This window comes from Streptomyces sp. BK239 (assembly GCF_004217285.1).
In the GTDB taxonomy this organism is placed as follows: Bacteria; Actinomycetota; Actinomycetes; order Streptomycetales; family Streptomycetaceae; genus Streptomyces.
The window spans coordinates 563264-586301 of the sequence record NZ_SHKS01000001.1; the positions used below are offsets into that span (position 1 = coordinate 563264).

Genomic DNA, 23038 nt, shown 5'->3' on the forward strand with positions numbered 1-23038 from the left:
TGTGGTGGTGCCCTCCCCGGCGGCGGCCGCCCGGCGTGAGGCGTGGCCCGGCCCACCTGTGGGTTGCCGCCATACACCTCCGGAGTTGCCACTGTTGCGAAAGTCACCACAAGTGGCTCATATCGTCGCAAAATTGGCCGGTAGAACCTAGTTGAGAGTTGAACCGACACCACTACAGTCGTTCGGCGCAAGGCACTCGCACGGCTTTCGACACCACGGGCATGCCGCCGTCCCCCGGCCATGTCACCGACTCTCGAAGCAGCCTGGAGGTCCGCCCCATGCCTCTGCGTCACCTCGCCCCCCACGACCGGCGGCTCTTCCGCCGTTACGGCCACGGACCCGTCGTCCCCGTCCCCGACCCGCTGATCCACCGCGCCGTCGAACGGCACGCCCGCACCGCGCCCCACGCCGTCGCCGCCGAACACCAAGGCGAGCTCCTCACCTACGGCGAGCTGAACCGCCGGGCCGACGCCCTCGCCGCCCGCCTCGTCCGCGAGGGCGTCCGCCCCGGCGACCACGTCGGCCTGTTCGTGCGCCGCTCCCTGCCGATGCTGGTCGGCCTGCTCGGCGTCCTGAAGGCGGGCGCCGCCTACGTCCCCCAGGACATCGGCCTCGCGCCCGCCGCCCAGCTCGCCCACGTGGTCCGCGCCGCCTCCCTCCGGATCGTCCTCACCCTGGCCGAACACGCCCACCGGGCGCCGAGGGGTCCGCGGGTGATCGCCCTCGACGAGCCGCTGCCGCACGAACCCGCCGGCCCGCTCCCGGCCCCCTCGCCCGACGACGGCTGCTACGTCCTGTTCACCTCCGGCACCACCGGCCGCCCCAACGGTGTGAAGGTCACCCACCACAACGTCGCCAACATCCTGCTCACCGAACCCGGCGCCCTCGGCATCCGCCCCGGCGACCGTGTGGCCCAACTCCTCAACGTGGCCTTCGACATGGCCGCCTGGGAGATCCTCGGCTGCCTCGCCCACGGCGCCACCCTCGTCGTCCGCGGCGAGGACATCCCCGCCGCCGCCCGCACCGCCACCGTCCTGATCGCCACCCCGACCGTGCTGTCCGGCATCGACCCCGCGGCCTGCCCCCGGGTGCGTGCGGTGGCCGTCGCCGGGGAGCCCTGCCCCCGCCCGCTCGCGGACGCGTGGGCGCGCAGGGCGAACTTCCACAACTGCTGCGGCCCGACGGAGACGACCATCGTCAACACGATGAGCCGCCACGACCCCTGTGCGCCGCTCCTGACGATCGGCCGCCCCACCCCCAACAACACCGTGTACGTCCTGGACGCCGACCGCAGGCCCCTGCCCATCGGCGAGACCGGCGAGATGTGGGCGGGCGGCGACTGCGTCTCGGCCGGCTACCTCGGCGACGACGCGCTCAACGCCGAGCGCTACGCCCCCGACCCCTTCCTCGGCGGCGGCCGCCGGATGTTCCGCACCCGCGACCTCGGCCGCTGGACCCCCGACGGACAGCTCGAACACCTCGGCCGCACCGACGACCAGGTCAAGGTGCGCGGCTTCCGCGTCGAACTCGACTCCGTCTCCGCCGTCCTGGAGCGGCTGCCCGGCTGCGCCCGCGCGGTCACGCTCAAGCGCGACGACCGCAGCCTGGTCTCCTTCGTCAGCCCGGCCGGCGTCGATCCCGACGCGGCCCGCCGCGCGGTCGCCGAGGCGCTGCCCTACTACTGCGTGCCCGAGGATGTCATGCCCCTGCCATTCCTGCCGGAGACGGACCGGGGGAAGATCGACAAGCAGTCGCTGCTGCGGCTGGCCCGGCAGCGCACGGCGGTGACCCGATGACCACCGCCCACGACCGCCGCCCGACGACCACCGCGTCCGCCGGGACCTCCGCGACCGGCGCGACCTCCGCGACCGGCGCGACCTCCGCGACCGGCGCGACCTCCGCGACCGGCGCGACCTCCGCGACCTCCGCGGCCGGCGGGTCCGCCGTGTCCGGCGCGTGGGGCGCGACCGCCGCGACCTCCGCGACCGCCGCGACCTCCGCGGCCGGGGCGACCTCCGCGGCCGGGGCGACCTCCGCGGCCGGGGCGACCTCCGCGGCCGGGGCGACCTCCGCGGCCGGCGCCACCGGCGCGTTCGGCTCGCCCGGCGGCGCTGTGGCGGAAGCCGCCGTGCTCCCGCCGCTCACGTCCCGGGCGCGCCGTCTCCTCAAGCACCCCCGCCTGATGCACCACAACCGCCTCGCGGCCCTGGTCCTCCTCGTCAACGCCGCCTTCGCGTGGGCCGCCTGGCCGCTCACCGACCGCACCCTCGCCCACGCGGCCCTCGCCGACCTCGCGCTCGCCGTCCTCGTCCGCCAGCAGTACGTCGTCAACCTGTTCTTCCGGCTGGCGACCGCCGCCCCCACGACCTGGCCGCTGCGCCTGCGCTGGACCCTCGGCAAGGTCTACCACTTCGGCGGACTGCACGTCGGCGGGGCGCTCGCCGGGACGGCCTGGTTCCTCGCCCTGACCGTCAGAACCGGCGCGGACGGCTCCCCGCGGCCCGAGACGTACGTCGGCTGGACGCTGATCGCCCTCCTCGCCGTCATCGTCGCCACCGCCCTGCCGCCCTTCCGCTCCCGCCACCACGACCACTTCGAGAAGATCCACCGCTTCGGCGGCTGGAGCGCCCTCGCCCTGTTCTGGACCCACACCCTGCTGACCGACGCCGGCCCGGTGCCGGTGACCGTCCTCGCGCTCGTCACCTTCAGCGTCGCCCTGCCCTGGCTGCGGCTGCGCAAGGTCGACGTCCGCGTCGAACGCCCCTCGGACCATGTGGCGCTGGCCCGCTTCGACTACGGCGAGACCCCCTTCGCCGGCTCCTCCACGGCCATCAGCCGCAGCCCGTGGACGGAGTGGCACTCCTTCGCCAACGTCCCGGAGCCCGGCCGGACCGGCTTCCGGCTCACCGTCTCCCGCGCCGGCGACTGGACCGGCGCCTTCATCGACGACCTGCCCTCCCGCGTCTGGGTCAAGGGCATCACCACCGCCGGGGTCGCCAACATCGAGGTCCTCTTCAAAAGGGTGGTCTACGTGGCGACCGGCAGCGGTATCGGCCCCTGCCTGCCCCATCTGCTCGCCGCCGAGGTCCCCTCCCGCCTGGTCTGGGCGACCCGCGACCCCCGCACCACCTACGGCGACGCCCTCGTCGAGGAGATCCTCGCCGTCCAGCCGGACGCCGTCGTCTGGGACACCTCCCGGCACGGCAAACCGGACATGGTGCGCCTCGCCTACGCCGCCTACCGGGACTTCGGCGCGGAGGCCGTGATCTGCATCTCCAACAAGAAGCTGACCTGGCAGGTCGTGCACGGCCTGGAACGGCGGGGCATCCCCGCGTACGGCGCGATCTGGGACTCGTAGACCCACAGGAGGTCGACATGAACCACCTCAAGCTCGAACGCGACGGCGCGGTCGTGACCGTCCGGCTGCACCGCCCGCACGTCCGCAACGCGCTCAGCGGCGACCTGCTCGCCGAACTCCTCGACGCACTGCGCCCGTTGGAGCGGGACCCCGGCGTCGGATGCCTCGTCGTCACCGGCTCCGAGCAGGCCTTCGCGGCCGGCGCCGACATCAGGGAGATGGCCGGCAGGACGGCCGTGGAGATGGCGGCGGAGGACTGGTTCGCCGCCTGGGAGGAGTTCGCCGACCTGCGCCTTGCGAAGATCGCGGCGGTGAACGGCGTGGCGCTGGGCGGCGGCTGCGAACTGGCGATGATGTGCGACCTGGTGATCGCGGGGGAGTCCGCGGTGTTCGGCCAGCCGGAGATCAAGCTCGGGGTCATCCCGGGCATCGGCGGCACCCAGCGCCTGACCCGGCTCGTCGGCCGCGCCAAGGCGATGGACCTGATCCTCACCGGCCGCACCATGAGCGCCCGCGAGGCGGGGGACTGCGGGCTCGTCTCCCGGGTCGTGCCGGACGACCGGGTCCTGCCCGAGGCTCTCGAAGCGGCCCGGACCGTCGCCTCGTACGGCCGCGCGGCGGTGCGCGCCGCCCGCGAGTGCGTCGACCGGGCCCTGGAGAGCGGCCTGCGCGACGGCATCCGATTCGAACGCCGCTCCTTCCACGCCCTGTTCGCGACGGAGGACCAGAAGGAGGGCATGACCGCGTTCCTGGAGAAGCGGGCGCCGGCCTTCCGGGGGAGGTGACGGACGGCGGGACGCGGCGTCGGCGGACGTCGGCGCAGGTGGGCGGCGGGAAGGTCCCGCCGCCGCTGCCGTACCGCCCGGCTAACCCGCCGAGGCCAGAGCCCGCGCCACTCCCGGTTCCCGCGGGCCGAGGAACCGGGGGTCCGGTTCGAACAGGGCGTCCAGCGCCGCCTTGCCCGCCGCGAAGATCTCCCGGGTGCCGCCGTAGTACCAGGTGACGTCGTGCTCGTCGCTCACGCCGATGCCGTACGACGCCACGCCCGCCTCCCGGCACAGCGCGACCGCCCGCCGGATGTGGAACCCCTGGCTGATGAGGACGGCCCGGTCCACGCCGAAGATCTTCTTGGCGCGCACACAGGAGTCCCAGGTGTCGAAGCCGGCGTAGTCGCTGACGATCCGGGCGTCCGGGACGCCGTGCCGCGTCAGATACGTCCGCATCGCGTCGGGCTCGTCGTAGTCCTCCCGACTGTTGTCGCCGGTGACGAGGACGACCTTCACCCGCCCGTCCCGGTACAGCTCGGCCGCCGCGTCCAGCCGGCGCGCGAGGTACGGCGACGGCCCGCCGCGCCACAGGCCCGCGCCGAACACGACCGCGACGTCGGTGCGCGGCGCGTCGGCCGTCGTGCGCAGCCGGTCCGCCGTCGACACGTACAGCCAGGTCGACGGCAGCAGCCCGAGCACGCACGCGGCCATCACACCCTGCACCAGCCGCCGTCGGCCCGCACGAGTGCGCGGCAGCCTCGGCCGACGGAACCTCACCCCTACCCCCGTCCCCGATCCCGGACCCGGCGCCCGGCGATCGCCCCTCACCTGGGAGGACGAGCCCCGCCCCGTTCCGGTTCACTCCGCCCGCCGCCCTCGAGCTTCCTCACACCGCCCGCGCCCCCGCCGTGAAGCGCCGGAAAACACCCGTGACGGTCACGCAACGGGAACGCAACCCCGCACCGCGAGGATCGGTCCATGAAGCGGATCAGCTCCCAGCCCGCCGCCCGGATCGGCCTCGTGCGGCCGGCGCCCCGGCCGGGGACGGACGGCCGCCGCCGGCCCGGCCCGCCCGCGCTCGTCGCCGTCGCCCACGGCAGCCGTGACCCGCGTGCCCTGAGCACCGTCCACGCGCTCCTCGACCGCGTCCGCGCCCTGCGTCCTGAGCTGCCCGTCCACCTCGGGCACATCGAACTGAACGAGCCCCTGCTGACCGACACCCTCGCCCGGCTCGACGCGACGGACACCGCCGACGCCGTCCTCGTCCCCCTGCTGCTCAGCCGCGGCTACCACGTCAAGCGCGACATCCCCGAGACGGCCGCGACCGCTCGCGTACGCACGCGCGTGGCCGCGCCGCTCGGCCCCCACCCCCTCCTCGTGGACGCCCTCCACGCCCGCCTCACCGAGGCCGGCTGGCGCGCCCCGACGAGCGACGCCGAGCGCCGCACCAGCGCCGTGGTCCTCGCCGCGGCCGGCTCCCGCGACCCCGACGCGGCCGTCGACACCGGCCGCACCGCCCGGCTGCTGTCCGCCCGCCTCGGCGTCCCCGTCGTCCCCGCCTACGCCACCACGTCGGCCCCCACCGTCCCCCTGGCGATAGAGGCCCTGACCGCGCGGGGTCGCCACCGCGTCGCCGTCGCCTCCTACTTCACGGCCCCAGGCCGCTTCGCCACGGAGTCCGCCGCGGCCGCCCCCGGCCCGGCCGCGGCCCCCCTCGGCCCCCACGAGGCGATGGCCCGGCTCGTCCTGCACCGCTACGACCAGGCGACCGCCGCCCCGGCCCGCACCACCCCCCACCTCGCCTCCGCCTGAGACCAGCGCGCGCCCCACGCCCCCCGGCCGTCACCGGCTGCCTCTACTGTTCTGGGCATGGAAGGCACCGCAGGCACCACGCCCCCCACCTCGCCCGGCCCCTACGACCCCACGTCAGTGGCCCGCTGGGCGGCCGAGCCCGACAAACGCCCGGGCCGCACGGCCTTCCAGCGCGACCGCGCCCGCATCCTGCACTCCTCCGCGCTGCGCAGGCTCGCCGGCAAGACGCAGGTCGTCACCCCCGGGGCCGCCGGCAGCCCCGCGTGGGACGCCACACCGCGCACCCGCCTCACCCACTCCCTGGAGTGCGCCCAGGTCGGCCGTGAACTCGGTGCGGCCCTGGGCTGCGACCCCGACCTCGTCGAAGCGGCCTGCCTCTCCCACGACCTCGGGCACCCCCCGTTCGGCCACAACGGCGAACAGGCCCTGAACGACTACGCCCACGACTGCGGCGGCTTCGAGGGCAACGCCCAGTCCCTGCGGCTCCTCACCCGCATCGAGCCCAAACGGTTCACCGCCGAGGGCTCCGTCGGCCTCAACCTCACCCGCGCCACCCTCGACGCCGCCACCAAGTACCCCTGGCCGCGCGGCGCCCACCCCACCGACCCCGCCTCCCCCAAGTTCGGCGTGTACGAGGACGACCGGCCCGTGTTCGACTGGGTCCGCGAGCACGCGCCCGGCACCCGCACCTGCTTCGAGGCCCAGGTCATGGACTGGTCCGACGACGTCGCCTACTCGGTGCACGACATCGAGGACGGCCTGCACGCCGGCCACGTCGACCCCGCCAGCCTGCACGCCGAACCGGAACGCCAGGAGGTCTTCCGCGTCGCGGTGGGCCGCTACGTCCCCGCCGGCACCGACCCGGCCGAACTCGCCGCCGCCCTCGACCGGCTCCAGGCCCAGGAGTGGTGGCCGCACGGCTACGACGGCACCGCCGTCGCCCAGGCCCGGCTCAAGGACGCCACCAGCCAGCTCATCGGCCGCTTCTGCCTCGCCGCCGAGAACGCCACCCGCGCGCGCCACGGCCACGGGCGCCTCACCCGCTACGGCGCCGAACTCGTCGTACCGCACGAGACCCGGCTGGAGTGCGCGGTCCTCAAGGCCGTCGCCGACCGGTACGTGATGCAGCGCGCCGAACAGGAACTGCTCCGCGCCGACCAGCGCGTCGTCATCACCGAGCTCGCCGAGGCGCTCACCGCCCGCGCCCCCGACGACCTCGACCCCCAGTTCCGCGCCCTGTTCGAGCAGGCGCCCGACGACCGCGCCCGCAAGCGGGTGATCGTCGACCAGGTCGCCTCCCTCACCGACGCCTCCGCCCGCTCCTTGCACGCGCGGCTCACCACCCGCACCTGAAAACGCCGGATCTGACTCGTAAGTGCCCCTACGTGGCCTGATCGGGCCACTCCCTCTTCCCCCCTCACCCTCCGTGCGGGAGGCTCGTGTGGCGGAACGAGCAGTGTTCACTGGAGGGCCACCCCCCGGACCCCCGTAGGAGGCATCACGTGGTCGACGCGGATCAGACATTCGTCATCGTCGGAGGAGGCCTGGCCGGCGCCAAGGCGGCCGAGACGCTCCGCACGGAGGGCTTCACCGGCCGGGTGATACTGATCTGCGACGAACGGGACCACCCCTACGAGCGGCCACCGCTGTCCAAGGGCTACCTCCTCGGCAAGGAACCCCGCGAGAGCGTCTTCGTGCACGAGCCCGCCTGGTACGCGCAGAACGACGTCGAACTCCACCTCGGCCAGACCGTCGACGCCGTCGACCGCGCCGCCAAGACCGTCCGCTTCGGCGACGACGGCACCCTCGTCCACTACGACAAGCTGCTCCTGGCCACCGGCGCCGAACCGCGTCGCCTGGACATCCCCGGCACCGACCTCGCCGGCGTCCACCATCTGCGCCGCATCGCCCACGCCGAACGCCTCAAGGGCGTCCTCGCCGCCCTCGGCCGAGACAACGGCCACATCCTGATCGCCGGCGCGGGCTGGATCGGCCTGGAGATCGCGGCGGCGGCCCGCGAGTACGGCGCCGAGGTCACCGTGGTGGAACCGGAACCGACCCCGCTGCACGGCGTCCTCGGCCCCGAGCTCGGCAACGTCTTCGCCGAGCTGCACCGCGACCACGGGGTCCGCTTCCGCTTCGGCGTCCGGCTGACCGAGATCGTCGGGCAGGACGGCATGGTCCTCGCGGCCCGCACCGACGACGGCGAGGAGCACCCCGCGCACGACGTGCTCGCCGCGATCGGGGCCGCCCCCCGCACCGCGCTCGCCGAGGCGGCCGGGTTGCGGCTCGCCGACCGGGCCCACGGGGGCGGCGTCGCCGTGGACGCGAGCCTGCGCACCTCCGACCCCGACATCTTCGCCGCCGGCGACGTCGCGTCCTTCCCGCTCGGCCTCTTCGACACCACGCTGCGCGTGGAGCACTGGGCCAACGCCCTCAACGGCGGCCCGGTCGCCGCCCGCGCGATGCTCGGCCAGGACGTCGCCTACGACCGCGTGCCCTACTTCTTCACCGACCAGTACGACCTGGGCATGGAGTACAGCGGCTGGGCGCCGCCGGGTACGTACGACGAGGTGGTCATCCGGGGGGACGCGGGCAAGCGCGAGTTCATCGCGTTCTGGCTCCGCGAGGGGCGGGTGCTGGCCGGAATGAACGTCAACGTGTGGGACGTCACAGAGGCGATCCAGAAGCTGATCCGCTCGGGCGTCCGCGTCGACGCGGACGCCCTGGCCGCCCCGCACGTCCCGCTGGACGGCCTCGCGCCCTGACCGCCGCGGCGGCGGCGCGCCCGATGAGGGGTCGGTCCGGCCCCGTAGAATTCACGCGTGGCTGGGCGGATCAATGATGAGGACGTGAAGGCGGTACGGGACGCGGTCCCGATCGACGCCGTCGTGTCCGAGTACCTCCAGCTGCGCAACGCGGGCGGCGGCAACCTCAAGGGGCTCTGCCCGTTCCACGACGAGAAGTCGCCGTCCTTCCAGGTCAGCCCCAGCAAGGGGCTCTTCCACTGCTTCGGCTGCCAGGAGGGCGGCGACACCATCACGTTCGTGATGAAGGTCGACCACCTCACCTTCTCCGAGGCCGTCGAGCGCCTCGCCGCCCAGGCCGGCGTCACCCTGCGCTACGAGGAGGGCGGCTACAACCCGTCCCACCAGCGCGGCGAACGCATCCGCCTGGTCGAGGCCCACAAGATCGCCGCCGACTGGTACGCGGAGCAGCTCGCCCTCAGCCCCGAGGCCGACACCGGCCGGATCTTCCTCGCCGAGCGCGGCTTCGACCAGGCCGCCGCCGTCCACTTCGGCGTCGGCTACAGCCCCCAGGGCTGGGACCACCTCACCCGCTTCCTGCGCGGCAAGGGCTTCAGCGACAAGGAGCTGATCCTCTCCGGCCTCGCCCAGGAGGGCCGCCGCGGACCCATCGACCGCTTCCGGGGCCGGCTGATGTGGCCCATCCGCGACATCGGCGGCGACGTCGTCGGGTTCGGCGCCCGCAAGCTCTACGAGGCGGACAACGGGCCCAAGTACCTCAACACGCCCGATACGGCGATCTACAGGAAGTCCCAGGTCCTCTACGGCATCGACCTCGCGAAGAAGGACATCGCCAAGTCCTCCCGCGCCGTCGTCGTCGAGGGCTACACCGACGTCATGGCCTGCCACCTCGCCGGGGTGACCACCGCCATCGCCACCTGCGGCACCGCCTTCGGCGGCGAGCACATCAAGATCCTGCGCCGGCTCCTCATGGACAACGGCTCCGCCCGCGTCATCTTCACCTTCGACGGCGACGCCGCCGGCCAGAAGGCCGCCCTGCGGGCCTTCGAGGACGACCAGAAGTTCGCCGCCGAGACCTACATCGCCATCGCCCCCGACGGCATGGACCCCTGCGACCTGCGCCTGACCAAGGGCGACGACGCCGTCGCCGACCTGGTCCAACCCCGCACCCCGCTCTTCGAGTTCGCGCTGCGCCAGATCGTCGTCCGCTACGACCTCGACACCCCCGCCGGCCGGGCCGCCGCCCTCGACGAGGCCGCGCCCATCGTCGCCCGCATCAAGAACAGCGGCGCCCAGCACGAGGTCGCCGTCCAGCTCGCCGGCATGCTCGGCATCCTGGACACCCAGTTCGTGGTCAAACGCGTTGCACAGCTGGCCCGTTGGGCCCGCGAGCGCGGCGGCAAGGGCGGTCCCGCGCCGGCCGGCCGAGGCCCCCAGCGGTACGAGGCCGCCCCCCGCCCCGCCGTGACCGGACCCGCCCTGACCCTGCGCAACCCCGTCTACGCCACCGAACGCGAACTCCTCAAACTCGCCCTGCAACGCCCCGAGTTGGTCTCCCCGGCCTTCGACGCCTATGGCGCGGACGAGTTCACCGCCGCCCCCTACGCCGCCGTACGCCAGGCCATCGCGGACGCGGGCGGCGCCGAGTACGGCACCCAGGACCCGCAGGACTACCTGGTCCGCGTCCGCGAGGCCGCCCCCGACGACGCCGTCCGCGCGATGGTCACCGAGCTCGCGGTCGAGGCGATCATGCGCAAGACGGTGGACGAGGTGTACGCCGGCGCCCAGCTGGTCACCGTCCGCCGCCGGGCCGTGGAGCGGCGCGTGCGCGACGTCCAGTCCCAGCTGGCCCGGCTGGCCGCCGGCGGCGATCCGGCCCAACTGGCCGCCGTGCAGAACGAACTGTGGATCCTTCAGCAGTACGACCAGTCGCTGCGCGAACACGGGGCCGCGGCGCTCTGATCCTCGCGGGACGCAAAAAGTCCTCGCACGCCCCTCGTGGCGGCGATGTGTCGTACCCCACACTGGTTGCGGTGCCTGAGTCCTCGGAGCGCGGCCGGTCCGTCCCCCACGGGTCCCACACCCCGCGGTTCCGCTCACCGCGTACGGGACGGACAGCGGCGAGGCCGCCGACTCCGCCCCCGAAGCCGCTGTCGCGCATTCCGGCAGCGAAAATCCTGGAGGTCGCCCCCGTGCAGACCCGGACCCTCACCCACACCGGGACGCGCACCGACGCGTCCACCGACGGCACGGAACCGGAAGCCGAGACGGACGTCCTGGCCGCCCTGGAGGCCCCCGAGGACGGCACAACCCCCGAGGACACCGCCCCCGAGGCCGCCGCCCCCGAAGCCGCGCCCGAACCCGCCGAGACGCCCGCTCCCCGCGCCGCGGACGGCGCCGGCCCGTCCTCCGACCTGTTCCGCCAGTACCTGCGCGAGATCGGCCGGATCCCGCTGCTCACCGCCGCCGAGGAGGTCGAGCTCGCCCGCCGCGTCGAAGCCGGCCTGTTCGCCGAGGAGAAGCTGGCCGGCACCCCCGACCTCGACAGCGACCTCGCGCTCGACCTCGACCGGCTCGTCGTCATGGGCCGGATGGCCAAGCGCCGCCTGATCGAGGCGAACCTGCGGCTCGTGGTGTCGGTGGCGAAACGGTACGTCGGCCGTGGCCTGACCATGCTCGACCTCGTCCAGGAGGGCAACCTGGGCCTGATCCGGGCGGTCGAGAAGTTCGACTACGCGCGCGGCTACAAGTTCTCCACGTACGCCACCTGGTGGATCCGGCAGGCCATGTCCCGGGCCCTCGCGGACCAGGCCCGCACCATACGGGTGCCCGTGCACGTGGTGGAACTGATCAACCGGGTCGTGCGGGTGCAGCGGCGCATGCTGCAGGAGCGGGGGCACGAGCCGACCGCCGACGAGGTCGCCGCCCACCTCGACCTCGCGCCGGAGCGGGTCGGCGAGGTGCTGCGGCTGGCCCAGGAGCCTGTGTCGCTGCACGCGCCGGTGGGCGAGGAGGACGACGTGGCCCTCGGCGACCTCATCGAGGACGGGGACGCGGCGAGCCCCGTGGAGTCGGCGGCGTTCCTGCTGCTGCGGCAGCACCTGGAGGCGGTGCTGTCCACGCTCGGCGAGCGTGAGCGCAAGGTCGTCCAGCTCCGCTACGGTCTCGCCGACGGCCGCCCGCGCACCCTGGAGGAGATCGGCGGGATCTTCGGCGTCACCCGGGAGCGGATACGCCAGATCGAATCCAAGACCCTCGGCAAACTCCGTGACCACGCCTACGCCGACCAACTCCGCGGCTACCTGGACTGACCGCCCCCGCTGCCGACCTCCGGGGGCTGCCGCCCCCAGACCCTCGCTGTCGGCCCTGAACGGGCCTCGTCCTCAAACTCCCCCAGAGGGGGGACCCCCGGACGGGCTGAAAACCCCGCCCCCTCTCCCCCTCCCGACGAGGCACCCGGAGCTGAGCTCGGTTCGCCCACCCCTCTCCCGACCGAGTCGGGTGGTGGGTGGGCACAGGTCGGGGGTCTGGGGGCGGAGCCCCCAGGGTGTGGACAAACGGGGTCAGTCCACCTCGGCCACCGCCTGCGCGAACTGAGCCTCGTACAGTCGCGCGTACGCCCCGCCGGAGGCGAGCAGCCCGGCGTGCGAACCCTGTTCCACGATCGAGCCGTTCTCCATCACGAGGATCGTGTCCGCGTCCCGGATCGTGGACAGCCGGTGCGCGATCACGAACGCCGTCCGCCCGTGCGCCAGCTTCGCCATCGCCTTCTGGATCAGCACCTCCGTACGGGTGTCCACCGAGGACGTCGCCTCGTCGAGCACCAGGATCACCGGGTCCGACAGGAACGCCCGAGCGATGGTGATCAGCTGCTTCTCACCCGCGCTGACCCCGCTCCCCTCGTCGTCGACGACGGTGTCGTACCCGTCGGGCAGCGTCCGCACGAACCGGTCCGCGTGGGCCGCCCGCGCCGCCTCCTCGATCTCGCCCCGGGTGACCTCCCGGGACGCCCCGTAGGCGATGTTCTCCGCGATGGTCCCGCCGAACAGCCAGGTGTCCTGCAGCACCATGCCGATCCCGGCCCGCAGCTCGTCCCGCGACATCGCGGCGATGTCGACGCCGTCGAGGGTGATGCGCCCGCCGGAGACGTCGTAGAACCGCATGAGCAGGTTGACCAGCGTGGTCTTGCCCGCCCCCGTCGGGCCGACGATCGCGACCGTGTGCCCGGGCTCGACGACCAGCGACAGATCCTCGATCAGCGGCTTCTCCGGGTCGTACCGGAAGGACACGCCCTCCAGCGCCACCCGCCCCCGCAGCTCCTCGGGCCGCACGCCCGCCACCGGGTCCGGCGACTGCTCCTCGGCGTCGAGCAGCTCGAAGACCCGCTCGGCGGAGGCGACGCCCGACTGCACGAGGTTCGCCATCGACGCGACCTGCGTCAGCGGCATCGAGAACTGGCGCGAGTACTGGATGAAGGCCTGCACATCGCCGATGGACAGGGCGCCCGACGCCACGCGCAGCCCGCCCACCACCGCCACCAGCACATAGTTGATGTTCGACACGAAGAACATCAGCGGCTGCATGATCCCGCTGTTGAACTGCGCCCGGAACCCGGCCTCGTACAGCGCGTCGTTCTGCTCGGCGAACTGCCGCGCCGACTCCTCCTGACGGCCGAACACCTTCACCAGGGTGTGCCCGGTGTACATCTCCTCGATGTGGGCGTTCAGCTTGCCCGTGGAGCGCCACTGCTGCACGAAGTGCGGCTGCGACCGCTTGCCGACCCGCGCCGCGACGACCGCCGACAGCGGCACGGTGACCAGCGCGACCAGCGCGAGGATCCACGACACCCAGAACATCATCGCCAGCACGCCGATGATGGTGAGCAGCGAGTTGATGAGCTGGCCCATCGACTGCTGGAGGGTCTGCCCGATGTTGTCGATGTCGTTCGTCGCCCGGGACAGCACCTCGCCGCGCTGCCGTTTGTCGAAGTACGACAGCGGCAGCCGTGACAGCTTCGTCTGCACGTCCTCGCGCATCCGGAACATCGTGCGGTTGACGGCCGCGTTGACCAGCCGCGTCGCCACCGCCATCAGCATGCCGGCGACGAGGAACACCCCGAGCGCGAACAGCAGGACCCGGCCGACGGCGTCGAAGTCGATGCCCTGGCCGGGGGTGAAGTCGGTGCTGCGGAGCATGTCGGCGACCGCGCCGTCACCGCGCTGCCGCATCGAGTCCAGGACCTGCTCCTTGTCGGCCCCCGCCGGCATCTGCCGCCCGACGATGCCCGCGAAGACCAGGTCGGTGGCCTTGCCGAGGATCTTCGGCCCGACCACGTTCAGGCCCACGCTCAGCACGACGCAGGACAGCATCGCGTAGAGGGTGAGCCGTTCGGCCTTGAACCGGCCGAGGAGCCGCCGTCCGGACACCTTGAAGTCCAGGGAGCGGTTCTCCGGACCGGTCCCCGCCATCATGCGCCCCATGGGCCCGGCCATCAGGCAGCCTCCGCTTCCGTCAGCTGGGAGAGCACGATCTCCCGGTAGGTCTCGTTGTCCGCCATCAGCTCTGTGTGCGTACCGGCCCCGACGACCCGGCCCTCGTCCAGGACGACGATCCGGTCGGCGTCCCTGATGGTCGCCACCCGCTGGGCGACGATCACCACGGTCGCCTCGGCGGTCTCCCGGCCGAGCGCCGCCCGCAGCGCCGCGTCCGTGGCGTAGTCGAGGGCGGAGAAGGAGTCGTCGAAGAGGTAGATCTCCGGCCGCTGCACGAGCGTGCGCGCGATGGCGAGCCGCTGCCGCTGGCCGCCGGAGACGTTGGTGCCGCCCTGCGCGATGGGCGAGTCCAGCCCGCTCTCCAGCCCTCGCACGAACCCCGCGGCCTGCGCCACCTCCAGCGCGTGCCACAGCTCCTCGTCGGTGGCGTCCGGGTTGCCGTAGCGCAGGTTGCTCGCGACGGTCCCCGCGAAGAGGTACGGCCGCTGTGGCACGAGCCCCACGGTCCGCGCCAGCAGCTCCGGGTCGATGTCGGCGACGGGCACCCCGTCGACGAGGACCTCGCCGTCGGTGGCGTCGAACAGCCGCGGGACCAGCCCGAGCAGCGTCGACTTGCCGCTGCCGGTCGAGCCGATCACGGCGGTCACCTCGCCCGGCCGGGCCACCAGGTCGACCGCCTTGAGCACCGGCTCCTCGGCGCCCGGGTAGCGGAAGCCGGCCGCGCGCAGCTCCAGATGGCCGTGCCGGCGCAGCTCCCGCACCGGCGACGACGGCGGCACGACGCTCGACTCGGTGCCCAGGACCTCCTGGATGCGCTCGGCGCACACCTCCGCGCGCGGCACCATCATGAACATGAACGTGGCCATCATCACGGACATGACGATCTGCATGAGGTAGGCGAGGAACGCCGTCAGGTCGCCGATCTGCATCCCGCCGCTGTCGATGCGGTGCGCGCCGAACCACACCACCGCGATCGACGACAGGTTGACGGTGGTCATGACCACCGGGAACATCAGCGCGAGCAGGTTGCCGGTGCGCAGCGAGATGTCGGTGAGGTCGGTGTTGGCCTTCCGGAAACGCTGCTCCTCGTACTCGTCGCGGACGAAGGCGCGGATGACGCGGTTGCCGGTGATCTGCTCGCGCAGCACCCGGTTCACCGTGTCCAGCCGCTCCTGCATGGACCGGAACAGCGGCCGCAGCCGCCGTACGATCAGCGTCACGCAGACGCCCAGCGTGGGCACCACGGCCACCAGCACCCCGGAGAGCGGCACGTCCAGGCCGAGCGCCATGACGATGCCGCCCACGCACATGATCGGCGCCGACACCATCAGTGTGAACGTCATCAGGGCGAGCATCTGGATCTGCTGGACGTCGTTCGTCGTCCGCGTGATCAGCGAGGGCGCGCCGAACTGGCCGACCTCGCGGGCGGAGAAGGCCTGCACCCGGTCGAAGACCCCGGCGCGCAGGTCCCGGCCGAGCGCGGAGGCGGTCCGCGCGCCGTAGTACACGGCGCCGATGTTGCACAGCACCTGCACCAGCGAGATGCCGATCATCAGCCCGCCGTAGGACAGGATCGCTCCGGTGTCCCCGTTGACGACGCCGTCGTCGATGATGTCGGCGTTGAGGGTGGGCAGGTAGAGGGTGGCGCAGGTCTGCAGGAACTGCAGCGCCACCAGCAGGGCGATGGGTTTCTTGTAGGGCCTGAGACAGGTCCGCAGAAGTCGTATGAGCACGCTACGTCTCTCGGAGTCGGCGAGGCGGGGCAGTTGGTTGCCCGTGGCCCCTATCGTCGGACACGCGACCGGCGTTACCTCAACTGAATATCGAGGGAACGCCGTGCTATACGCCACCTCCGGCGGACCTAGCGGAACGCCCCCGGGTGGGTCTGCTCGCGCACCGACACGTACTGCTGGCGGACGGCCTGGCCGACGGCGAGGTCGTCGCCCGGTTCCAGGACCTGGGCCGCCGCGCCGTTCCAGCGCGGCGGGTTGCGGGGGTCGAGGGTGCCCTGGGAGACGCCGAGCGCCCAGGCGGCCTGCCGGGCGGCGCCGATCGCCGCGTAGTCGGCCGGCTGCGGTACGACGACCTGCGCCCCGAACAGCGCGGGCGCCGCCGCCTGCACGGCCGGCAGCTCGGCCGCCGCCCCCAGCAGGAACACCCGCCGCACCTCCACGCCCCGGCCGCGCAGCACGTCCAGCGCGTCCGCGAGCCCGCACAGCATGCCCTCGAAGGCGGCCCGCGCGAAGTGCTCCGGCTTCATCGACTCGCGCCGCAGCCCGGTCAGCGTGCCCGCCGTGTGCGGAAGGTTCGGCGTGCGCTCGCCCTCCAGATAGGGCAGCAGCACCAGCCCGTGCGATCCCGGCGTCGACTTCATCGCCAGGTCCGACAGGCTCTCCAGGTCCGGCACGCCGAGCAGTTCGACGGCCCCGCGCAGGGTCCGTACGGCGTTCAGGGTGGTGACGACGGGCAGGTGCATGCCCGTCGCGTCGGCGAGGGAGGTGATCATCCCGCTCGGGTCGACGAGGGCCTCGGGATGCACGGCCATCACCGAGCCGGACGCGCCCAGCGACACGACGGCGTCGCCGAGGCCGATGCCGAGCCCGAACGCGGCGGCCATGGTCTCACCGGTGCCGACGGAGATCAGCAGCCCCTCCGGGGTGGTGCCGGCCGCGTCGGCCGGGCCGATCACCTCGGGCAGCATGGCCTGGTGACCGAGCGCCAGCTCGACGAGGTCGGGCCGGTAGCCGCCGGTGGCGGCCGACCAGTAGCCGGTGCCGGAGGCGCCGCCCCGGTCGGTGGTCCGGCGCACGGGCCGCCCGAGCAGCTGCCACACCAGCCAGTCGTGGGCCTGCATCAGCACCGCGGAGCGCAGGGCGGCGTCGGGCTCGTTCTTCGCCAGCCAGCGCAGCTTGGTGACGGGATGCGCGGCCTGCGGCACGGAACCCACGGCCTGCGCCCAGGCCTGGCGCCCGCCGAGCGCGTCGATCAGGTCGGCCGCCGCGACCTGCGCCCGCTTGTCGCCGCCGACCATCGCCGGGCGCACGGTGTTGCCCTGCGAGTCCAGCGGCACGACCGCGTTCTGCTGCGCGGACACACCGATGGCCTGCACCCCTTCGAGGAGTCCGCCGCCGGCCGCCTCCCCGAGGGAGAGCAGCCAGGCCTGCGGATCGACGTCGGAGGGACGGCCGCCACCCTCGGCGCCCTCCAGCGGATGCGGCGCGTACCCCTGCCGGAGCACGGCCCCGTTGTCCGCGTCGCAGACCACGATGCGAGTGAAATCGGGCGAACTGTCCAACCCGGCGACTATCCCCATGCCGAAAATTCTGCCGCACGGCGGGGGGTGACCGTGTCGGCTCGGGTGGTCCCGGGGCCGATCGGGTCTCTCGGGGTCCTGCGGGCGTCAGGTGTTGCTGGTGCCCCAGTCGTCGGAACCGTTGCTGTGCACGGACCGTTCGCGCAGCGAGCGCACCCGGTCGGCGACGGAGTCGGGCATCCGGTCACCGACCTTGTCGCTCACCACGTGGTAGGCGCGGCCCGCGAACTGGCGGCTCTGCTGGGCCGCCGTCTCCGCGGTGTTGCGCACGGCGGGGTTCTGCGCGATCTGCCGGGCGGACTTCTTGAGCTGTTCGTAGCGCTCGCGCCCGGCCCGTGTGCCCAGCACGTAGCCCAGGGCGAGTCCGACGACGAACGTGAGCCGGTAGCGCATGGCGGCCACCCTTCCCTCGTGTAGGTCTGCAAGGTGCGGCATCGGTGCCGGGAGGGAACCGATTGGCGGAGCACCCCCCTGCTTGCGCTAATGTATGTGTCGCAGCGAGCGCCCGCCCCCTGGCGAATACCCAGGTCGGCACGTTCGATGCGACGAGGCATTCCTCCGTAGCTCAATTGGCAGAGCAGCCGGCTGTTAACCGGCAGGTTACTGGTTCGAGTCCAGTCGGGGGAGCTCGGTCCTCCGTAGCTCAATTGGCAGAGCAGCCGGCTGTTAACCGGCAGGTTACTGGTTCGAGTCCAGTCGGGGGAGCATCGTGATCGAGGACCCCGTAGGGGTCCTTTTTCATGTCGGCCCCGGCCGCGCCGCCGCCCTCGGCGCCGCCGGGAACCCCGCAGGTCGCGGCACGGCCCCCGAGGCCGCGTGCGACGGCGGACCAGCCGAAGCGTGAGATCGTATGAGCGGCTATGCTGCGGCAGATGGCGCGCACACATGTACGCGACACGCCGCTATGGGGCGGTAGCTCAGCCGGTTAGAGCAGCGGACTCATAATCCGCCGGCCGTGGGTTCGAGTCCCACCCGCCCCACCAGTTTCACCGTGCGGAAACGGTCTGACCTGCGGAAACGCGGTTTTCTCGGCTTTTTCCGTGCGGTACTCGCCGCGCGCGGTGCGGTACTGGGCCGCTTTCACACGGCGGCGGCACCCGTCAGGCCCATCTGACCTGGTCTTTTGCGGCGACCGCCGGAGGGAGCGTCGGTGCTGGCTCCCACGGTTGTGTCGTGAAGCCGGCCGGGGCTGCCTCGGTGCCGAATCCTGGACCCCGCCCGCTCGACGGCGAACTGTCGTCGGCCGAGCGGACGCTGAACCGGGCACTAGCCCAGGCCCGCGCTCCTGCCGAACGAGGCGTCACCAGCTGGAAGCCCTGGCAGGGTCTCCGCCGGACCGCTGCCCGAGCCGGACGACGGACATCGCCGCCTCGGGCCCCAGCCTTGGAGAGGCGACGCCGAACGGACTCAACGGACCAAGCGCAGCGACGTCATCGCTGATGAGGACCCGCTGTCATCCCGTTCGCGCCGGTGGGCGCTACCAGATCCTGATCTTCGTGATCTTGTGGATGGGCTCGCCGGGGACGTTGCCGAAATGCCACTTGTCCACGGTCGCGCTGGTCGCCGGAGCGCCCAGCCTCGGGACGTACTCGAAGGTGACCTTGTTGTCTCCGGTCCAGATCTGGTCCACGCCGTAGATCGCCACGCTCTGCACGCCCGCGTTGGCAAAGCAGAGGGAGCCGCCAGCGTTGTGGAGCGACAGGAGACCCAGTCCATTGCAGTCGGTGCGGTTGATGGCGGACGCCGACGAGGCAGGCAGCACGACGGCCATGGCCCCGGCCGCCGCGACTACCGCGAGGCGTGTGATGAAGCGCTTCACTGTTGTGTTGATCCTTTCATGGTGGTGTGGTGCCGCAGAGGGCCGCAGCGCACGGCGGCATCGCAGGGACGCAGGCACGTCCCATCAGCGCAACGTGGAAACCAGCGCTCCCGTTCACCACTCAAGCGCCCTACTGCGGCCACGGTCGCGATCGCCTTCAGCTGTTCACGCGCCCGATACAGGCAGGCAGGATCGACTAATGCTGGGTGTCGCGCCCATGCGGAGTGAGGGCGGCTGTATCCGAGCGAATCCAACACCCTGCTCGGCGGGGCCGCCCTGCCGAACAACGTGGCTCCTCGGTCGCTGTTGGCGGCCACCGATATTCCCGCGGTATCGACACGGCGCGAGCAGACCTCGAGTAGTCACCTTTGGGGAGTTGGGAGTTGGGAGTTGGGAGTTGGGAGTTGGGAGCTGGCGACGGTGGCTGCACCGGACCGATTGCTCGACATGGTCTAGCAGGACATCTCGTGGATCCCCGGCCGCACGGAGATCGTCCGGACCGGCCGCCGGCACGGGCTCAGTACTTGGCCTTACGGTCGCGGCATGTCCGAGCCCAGGGCCGGGTCCCGAAGGGTCCGGCCCTACCCCGTCTCCCCTCCTCCGAGGCGACCGCACCGCGCCCGCCCACCTCGTCGATGTCCACGCCCGCCACCCCGGGGCGGCGCCGTCGCCGCCCCGGCCGGGAGCAGCCTGCACCCGGCTCCGGCGCGCCGTGGAAGCATGGACCGCGGTATTTCCCGGCCGCCGGCGTGCATACCATTGCATGAACGGCATCCAGGACAGGCTTTCAGATCGCCCGCCGTCGGAGTTGCCGCCAAGTCGCCTGGTGACGCACGAGGACGGGGAGCCCTCGGGTGCCGGGGAGGCGCGGAGAATCGGAGTGAGACATGCACAGGCGGGCGCTGCTGGGGCGCGAGACGGAGCGTCGCGCGCTGGCTGCCCTGGTCGAGCAGGGGGCCGCCGGGTCGGGCGGCGCGACGGTGATCATCGGCGACCCGGGGATCGGCAAGTCCGCTCTGGTCGCAGAGGCCGCGGCGGCGGCAGCGCGCGGCGGAACCCATGTGATCACCGCTGTGGGGGTCCAGTCGGAGGAGAACCTGCCCTGCGCCGGCCTGCATCAGCTCGTCCACCAACTGCGTGAAGGAATCGATGACTTGCCGGAGCGTCAGCGCACCGCGCTGCTCGCCGCCGTCGGCCTCGTCGACGAGACCGTTCCCGACCTGTACCTCGTCGGCCTGGCCGCGTTGACCTTGCTGACGGACGCGGCGGCGAAGGCACCGCTGCTGGTGGTCGTCGAGGACGCCCACTGGATGGACCATGCCAGCCTCGACGTGCTCGGGTTCGTGGCACGGCGCATCGAGTCCGACCCCCTGGTCCTGGTCGCCGTCACCCGGCGCCTCGACGACCGTCTCAGCAGCGCCGGCCTGCCTGTGCTGCACCTGGGGCCGCTGACGGACGAGGTGTCGGGTGAGGTGCTGGACGCGGTGGCCCCCGACCTGGGACAGCAGGTCCGACGGCGGCTGCTGGAGGAGTCTGCCGGGAATCCGCTGGCACTGACCGAGCTGCCGGTCGCGCTGCGGTCGGTCGGCGGGGCGTACGCGCTCGACTCGGGTCCGCTGCCGCTGACCGCACGGCTGGAGCGGACCTTCACGGCACGGGTCTCGCGCCTTCCGGCCGACACCCGTGCGGTCCTGCTCCTCCTGGCCCTCAACGGAGACGGAACGATGGACGAATGTCTCGCCGCAGCGACCCGGATGCTCGGGACGACGGTCGACGTCTCCGCTGGTGAGGCAGCGATCGACGCAGGGCTGGTGGAAGCGCAGGGGCTGGCCTTCAGACACCCGCTCATCCGCTCGGCGATCTACCAGGCCGCCACCGCCGCGGAACGACAGGCAGCGCACGCCGCTCTGACCGCCGCACTCCAGAGCCAGCCCGACCGGCAGGCATGGCACCGTGCCGCCGCCACCGCTGGTTTCGACGAACACGTGGCAAGGGATCTGGACTCCACCGCCGGCAGAGCCCTGCGGCGAGGTGGAGTCGCCGCAGCCCTCGCCGCGCTGAGGCGGGCGACGGAGTTGACGAGGGATCCGTCCGCGCGGGCCGACCGGCTGCTCCGGGCGGCGGAACTCGCGCTGGAGTCGGGCCGAGGAGACGTCGCGGCACATCTGTTGGCCCAGGCGCGCTCACTGGACCTTTCGATCCGGGACCAAGGCCGTGCAGCCTGGGTCAGCATCGCTCTGGCCGAAGGGACCCGGGGCGGGGGCGACGCGACCGCCGAGCTGGCCGAGCTGGCGGTCGAGATCGCCGCTGAAGGCGAACCGACCCTGGGGCTGCGCATGCTGTGGGGCGCGGTCATGCAGTGCTTCTGGGGAGAGCCGGGGCCGGCCGCCCGCGAGCGCGTCGCCGCCGCCGCGGACCGAATGCCCGTGCCTGCCGACGACGCCGACCTGGTCGCTCTGCGGGCGTACTCAGCCCCGGTGGAGCGCGGGGAAGCGGTCATGGTAGACCTGGCGGGCCAGCTGGGGCGCTCGTCCGAGAACGCCGAGGGTGACCAGCTCCTGGGGGCGGCCGCCGTGACGGTGGGCGCTCCCGCCCTGGCGAGCCGGTTGACGGCGAGGTCGCTGGACACCCTGCGCGCGGAGGGCAGGCTTTCGATGCTGGCTCGCGCCCTCTGCGTCCAGGCGGGGAGCGCCGCACGGCTGGGTGACGTGCGCGCCGGTTCCCTCGCCGCAGAGGAGGCCGCCTCGCTGGCCCGCGAGACCGGTCAGCCTCTCGTGCACGCGATGGTGAATGCCATCCGCGCGCAGTTGGCCGCCGTCAGCGGAGACCCGGCGGCGGAGGCGTGGGCGGCGGAAGCGGAGCGCGAGGCCCTCCCCAGTGGTGGGCGCCCGGTGCTGGCCATCCTGCAGATGGCCCGCGGCCAGGCGGCACTCTGCCAGGGCCGCTACGGCGACGCGTTCGGCCACCTGCACCGCGTCTTCGACCCGGCTGACCCTTCCTTCCACCCGTGGCTGCGCTTCTACGCGGTCGCTGAACTGGTCGAGGCGGCTGTGCGCGGTGACTCCGCCGAGGTGGCGCGCGACGTCGTGCGGGAGCTGACCCCACTCGGGGAAACGACGTCCTCGCCCGCCCTGCTCTGCGGGTTGCGACTGGGCCGGGCACTGCTGAGCCCGCAGGACGCCGCCGAGCCGTTGTACAGCGCGGCCCTCGACGCGGTCCCCACGGACTGGCCGTTCGAGCGGGCGCGGGCGCGCATGGCCCTGGGCGAGTGGCTGCGGCGTCACCGGCGGCCCGCGGAGTCCCGCGCCGCCCTGCAGGCCGCGCGCGAGATCTTCGACGCCCTCGGCGCGTCGGCGTGGGCGGAGCGGGCGCGGCAGGAGCTTCGCGCCGCAGGCGCGTCGTTCCCGCGCCAGGACCCGGCCGCGGTCGACCGGCTGACCTCGACCGAGCTGCATGTCGCCCAGCTCGCCGCGCAAGGTCTGACGAACCGGGAGATCGGCGAGCGGCTGTACGTCTCGCCCCGGACGGTGAGCACCCATCTCCAGCGGATGTTCCCCAAACTGGGCCTGACGTCCCGCGGTGAGCTCGCCGCGGTGCTGGGCGGCACGATGACGTACCCCGAAGGCGCGACGTGATGACGTACGCCGAAGACGTACTCCGACGGACGCGGGCCCGCCTGCTCGTTTCCTAGGTTGGTGCCATGCCCGGT

14 protein-coding genes, 3 tRNA genes and 1 pseudogene are annotated in these 23038 nt (G+C 72.7%); 12 read left to right on the forward strand and 6 right to left on the reverse strand.

From position 1 onward, the window contains the following. Positions 1-278: 278 nt before the first annotated feature. The 3 genes from EV567_RS02480 to EV567_RS02495 are packed head-to-tail and all read left to right on the forward strand — an operon-like array spanning position 279 to position 4143. Positions 279-1796 (forward strand): amino acid adenylation domain-containing protein, encoded by a 1518-nt coding sequence (locus EV567_RS02480; protein WP_130436892.1) that lies wholly within the window; start codon positions 279-281, stop codon positions 1794-1796. Next, a complete protein-coding gene (locus EV567_RS02490) occupies positions 1793-3358 on the forward strand; it encodes a hypothetical protein (protein ID WP_242620651.1) in 1566 nt (521 codons plus the stop codon). The genes EV567_RS02480 and EV567_RS02490 overlap by 4 nt, the downstream gene beginning before the upstream one ends. A gap of 17 nt (positions 3359-3375) precedes the next feature. Continuing rightward, positions 3376-4143 (forward strand): enoyl-CoA hydratase-related protein, encoded by a 768-nt coding sequence (locus EV567_RS02495; protein WP_130436894.1) that lies wholly within the window; start codon positions 3376-3378, stop codon positions 4141-4143. 81 nt (positions 4144-4224) lie between these two features. Here the strand turns inward: EV567_RS02495 and EV567_RS02500 are convergent, their stop codons facing one another. Continuing rightward, positions 4225-4836 (reverse strand): vancomycin high temperature exclusion protein, encoded by a 612-nt coding sequence (locus tag EV567_RS02500; protein WP_207228655.1) that lies wholly within the window; start codon positions 4834-4836, stop codon positions 4225-4227. A gap of 267 nt (positions 4837-5103) precedes the next feature. Here EV567_RS02500 and EV567_RS02505 point away from each other — a divergent pair, with 267 nt between their 5' ends. From EV567_RS02505 to EV567_RS02525, 5 genes and pseudogenes are all read left to right on the forward strand, one after another. Next, positions 5104-5937, forward strand: a complete 834-nt coding sequence (locus EV567_RS02505) for a sirohydrochlorin chelatase (RefSeq protein WP_130436896.1) — start codon at positions 5104-5106, stop codon at positions 5935-5937. Between the two features lie 57 nt (positions 5938-5994). Continuing rightward, entirely contained in the window at positions 5995-7290 is a 1296-nt protein-coding gene (locus EV567_RS02510; protein WP_130436897.1) for a deoxyguanosinetriphosphate triphosphohydrolase, read from the forward strand. A gap of 149 nt (positions 7291-7439) precedes the next feature. After that, complete coding sequence (locus EV567_RS02515) at positions 7440-8705, forward strand: NAD(P)/FAD-dependent oxidoreductase (RefSeq protein ID WP_130436898.1); 1266 nt, start codon at positions 7440-7442, stop codon at positions 8703-8705. 57 nt (positions 8706-8762) lie between these two features. Further along, positions 8763-10667, forward strand: a complete 1905-nt coding sequence (dnaG, locus tag EV567_RS02520; RefSeq protein WP_130436899.1) for a DNA primase — start codon at positions 8763-8765, stop codon at positions 10665-10667. 71 nt (positions 10668-10738) lie between these two features. Further along, positions 10739-12016, forward strand: a pseudogene (locus EV567_RS02525) (RNA polymerase sigma factor). Between the two features lie 252 nt (positions 12017-12268). Here EV567_RS02525 and EV567_RS02530 read toward each other — a convergent pair. From EV567_RS02530 to EV567_RS02545, 4 genes are all read right to left on the reverse strand, one after another. Beyond that, complete coding sequence (locus EV567_RS02530; protein ID WP_130436900.1) at positions 12269-14197, reverse strand: ABC transporter ATP-binding protein; 1929 nt, start codon at positions 14195-14197, stop codon at positions 12269-12271. Further along, positions 14197-15930, reverse strand: coding sequence for an ABC transporter ATP-binding protein (locus tag EV567_RS02535; protein ID WP_130436901.1), 1734 nt, complete (start codon positions 15928-15930; stop codon positions 14197-14199). The genes EV567_RS02530 and EV567_RS02535 overlap by 1 nt, the downstream gene beginning before the upstream one ends. Positions 15931-16058: 128 nt before the next feature. Then, the gene (locus tag EV567_RS02540; protein WP_130436902.1) at positions 16059-17510 is read right to left on the reverse strand and encodes an FGGY family carbohydrate kinase; all 1452 of its coding nucleotides are present in this window, start codon (positions 17508-17510) and stop codon (positions 16059-16061) included. Positions 17511-17597: 87 nt separating this feature from the next. After that, positions 17598-17903: a YtxH domain-containing protein gene (locus EV567_RS02545; RefSeq protein WP_130436903.1), complete on the reverse strand. Its 306-nt coding sequence runs from the start codon at positions 17901-17903 to the stop codon at positions 17598-17600. 161 nt (positions 17904-18064) lie between these two features. Between EV567_RS02545 and EV567_RS02550 the strand changes: the two genes are divergently transcribed. From EV567_RS02550 to EV567_RS02560, 3 genes are all read left to right on the forward strand, one after another. After that, positions 18065-18137: transfer RNA gene (locus EV567_RS02550), tRNA-Asn, on the forward strand. 5 nt (positions 18138-18142) lie between these two features. Then, positions 18143-18215 (forward strand) — tRNA-Asn (locus tag EV567_RS02555). A 201-nt stretch (positions 18216-18416) separates the two neighbouring features. Beyond that, positions 18417-18493 (forward strand) — tRNA-Ile (locus tag EV567_RS02560). Positions 18494-18987: 494 nt separating this feature from the next. On the opposite strand, the gene EV567_RS02565 is transcribed toward EV567_RS02560, so the two are convergent. Continuing rightward, positions 18988-19329 (reverse strand): beta/gamma crystallin domain-containing protein, encoded by a 342-nt coding sequence (locus tag EV567_RS02565; protein WP_130436904.1) that lies wholly within the window; start codon positions 19327-19329, stop codon positions 18988-18990. 887 nt (positions 19330-20216) lie between these two features. Here EV567_RS02565 and EV567_RS02570 point away from each other — a divergent pair. Continuing rightward, entirely contained in the window at positions 20217-22964 is a 2748-nt protein-coding gene (locus tag EV567_RS02570; protein WP_130436905.1) for an AAA family ATPase, read from the forward strand. The last annotated feature ends 74 nt before the right edge of the window (positions 22965-23038 follow it).

Coding starts and splice junctions, on each gene's coding strand:
- EV567_RS02480 (WP_130436892.1), top strand. CDS start 279: ATGCCTCTGCGTCACCTCGCCCCCCACGACCGGCGGCTCTTCCGCCGT.
- EV567_RS02490 (WP_242620651.1), top strand. CDS start 1,793: ATGACCACCGCCCACGACCGCCGCCCGACGACCACCGCGTCCGCCGGG.
- EV567_RS02495 (WP_130436894.1), top strand. CDS start 3,376: ATGAACCACCTCAAGCTCGAACGCGACGGCGCGGTCGTGACCGTCCGG.
- EV567_RS02500 (WP_207228655.1), bottom strand. CDS start 4,836: ATGGCCGCGTGCGTGCTCGGGCTGCTGCCGTCGACCTGGCTGTACGTG.
- EV567_RS02505 (WP_130436896.1), top strand. CDS start 5,104: ATGAAGCGGATCAGCTCCCAGCCCGCCGCCCGGATCGGCCTCGTGCGG.
- EV567_RS02510 (WP_130436897.1), top strand. CDS start 5,995: ATGGAAGGCACCGCAGGCACCACGCCCCCCACCTCGCCCGGCCCCTAC.
- EV567_RS02530 (WP_130436900.1), bottom strand. CDS start 14,197: ATGGCCGGGCCCATGGGGCGCATGATGGCGGGGACCGGTCCGGAGAAC.
- EV567_RS02540 (WP_130436902.1), bottom strand. CDS start 17,510: ATGGGGATAGTCGCCGGGTTGGACAGTTCGCCCGATTTCACTCGCATC.
- EV567_RS02545 (WP_130436903.1), bottom strand. CDS start 17,903: ATGCGCTACCGGCTCACGTTCGTCGTCGGACTCGCCCTGGGCTACGTG.
- EV567_RS02570 (WP_130436905.1), top strand. CDS start 20,217: ATGCACAGGCGGGCGCTGCTGGGGCGCGAGACGGAGCGTCGCGCGCTG.